We start from the raw sequence: 1,238 nt of genomic DNA, 5'->3' as shown, positions 1-1,238 counted from the left end.
AGGCCACACTGACCAAGTCCGGCTACCAGGCGGTTTGGATCGCTCCGTGAAGCACCGCCTGGCGGCCTCGTTCAGGCCTCGTTGATCGTCAGGGTCAAGCGACCAGGTTCTCGGCCAGTGCGGTCGTCGGACGAAGCCGTTCTTGAACTGACCGGCCCGACCACTCAGTTGCAGGTACTCGGGTGGTCGGGCGGGGAGGGTCGATTGCGCCGCCACGACCATCCTCTCTCGATCTCGATTTGAAGTGCGACGCTCAAAAAGGTTCGGATCAGCACGATCAGCGCAAGGATCGCGACGCCCTGCAGCGAGGGATCGATCGTAACGGTTCGGATGATGTCGGCGGCCACGAGAAATTCCAGGCCCAGTAAGATCGCGCCGCCGAGCTCCTGCCGCAGGGAGTGATATCGCGCCGTCAGTTCGAACCCCTTGTGGATGAAGGCGAATCGGCCGCAAGCCAACACGCTGCCCAGGGTGATGACCCCGACGCCGAACAACTCGAATCCCGCGACCGCGATCCCGATCGCCACATGTGGCAAATCAGCGCTCATCGGCATATCCGGTCAATGGTGATCATCGATCCCCACACCCCGGATGTCGTTCCATGAAGTGGTCTGGTGGCAGAGATAGCACTGCTCAGGTTCCGCATTCCTGACACCCGCTATCGGCTTGGACATCATTCCGAAGTGCTCCTTGTAGTGGCTGAGCGGCGCGAGGTGGCACTGGCCGCAGTCAGTGGAACTTGGCGGCGGATGCCGGTACTCGGCAATCGACCATGTGGTCGTGCCGTGGCATGTCGCGCAGTCGTTTCCGAAGACCTGGACGTGCGGGTCGGTGGTCTTGTGGCAGCTCGCACAGTCCAGCAGCGTCTCCTTGTAAGTCATGCCGTTGGCAAGCGAGAGGTTGCCCGGCAGCGCCTCGGGCCGGTGTGCCTTGAGGTGCGCGAGCAGCACCGCCCCCTCATGACCCTCCGGGGCCCGATCGAGCCATCGCACGATGATGTCGGTCAAAGCCGCATGGTCCATACCACGCAGGCTGCGGCCGGCGTCGTGTTCCTTGTGGCAGGCCACGCAGTTGTTCGAGCCGGCGATGTCGGCATGGAATGCCGTCGGTTGTCGCTGGACCAGGACGGTCTCGTTTGCATGGCAGGCCACGCAAGTCGCGTCCTCCACGCCCTTCACCGGCGTGTGGCACGCCGCACAGTCCTCTTTGAGAAACGCATGTGCGCTGGACAGGGGGCC

2 protein-coding genes are annotated in these 1,238 nt (G+C 63.2%); both read right to left on the bottom strand.

What is annotated here, in order from left to right; translation table 11 throughout:
* Positions 1 to 164 precede the first annotated feature (164 nt).
* Positions 165 to 548, bottom strand: a complete 384-nt coding sequence (locus HZR81_RS23570) for a DUF1622 domain-containing protein (RefSeq protein ID WP_280076148.1) — start codon at positions 546 to 548, stop codon at positions 165 to 167.
* A 12-nt stretch (positions 549 to 560) separates the two neighbouring features.
* Positions 561 to 1,238 (bottom strand): multiheme c-type cytochrome (locus HZR81_RS23565; protein ID WP_500129393.1); only part of this gene is annotated, 678 nt, incomplete at its 5' end.

Origin of the sequence: Pseudomonas sp. LM13 (assembly GCF_041381355.1) — a bacterium.
Lineage (GTDB): Bacteria > Pseudomonadota > Gammaproteobacteria > Pseudomonadales > Pseudomonadaceae > Stutzerimonas > Stutzerimonas frequens.
This window is presented reverse-complemented; position numbering and strand designations above follow the sequence as displayed.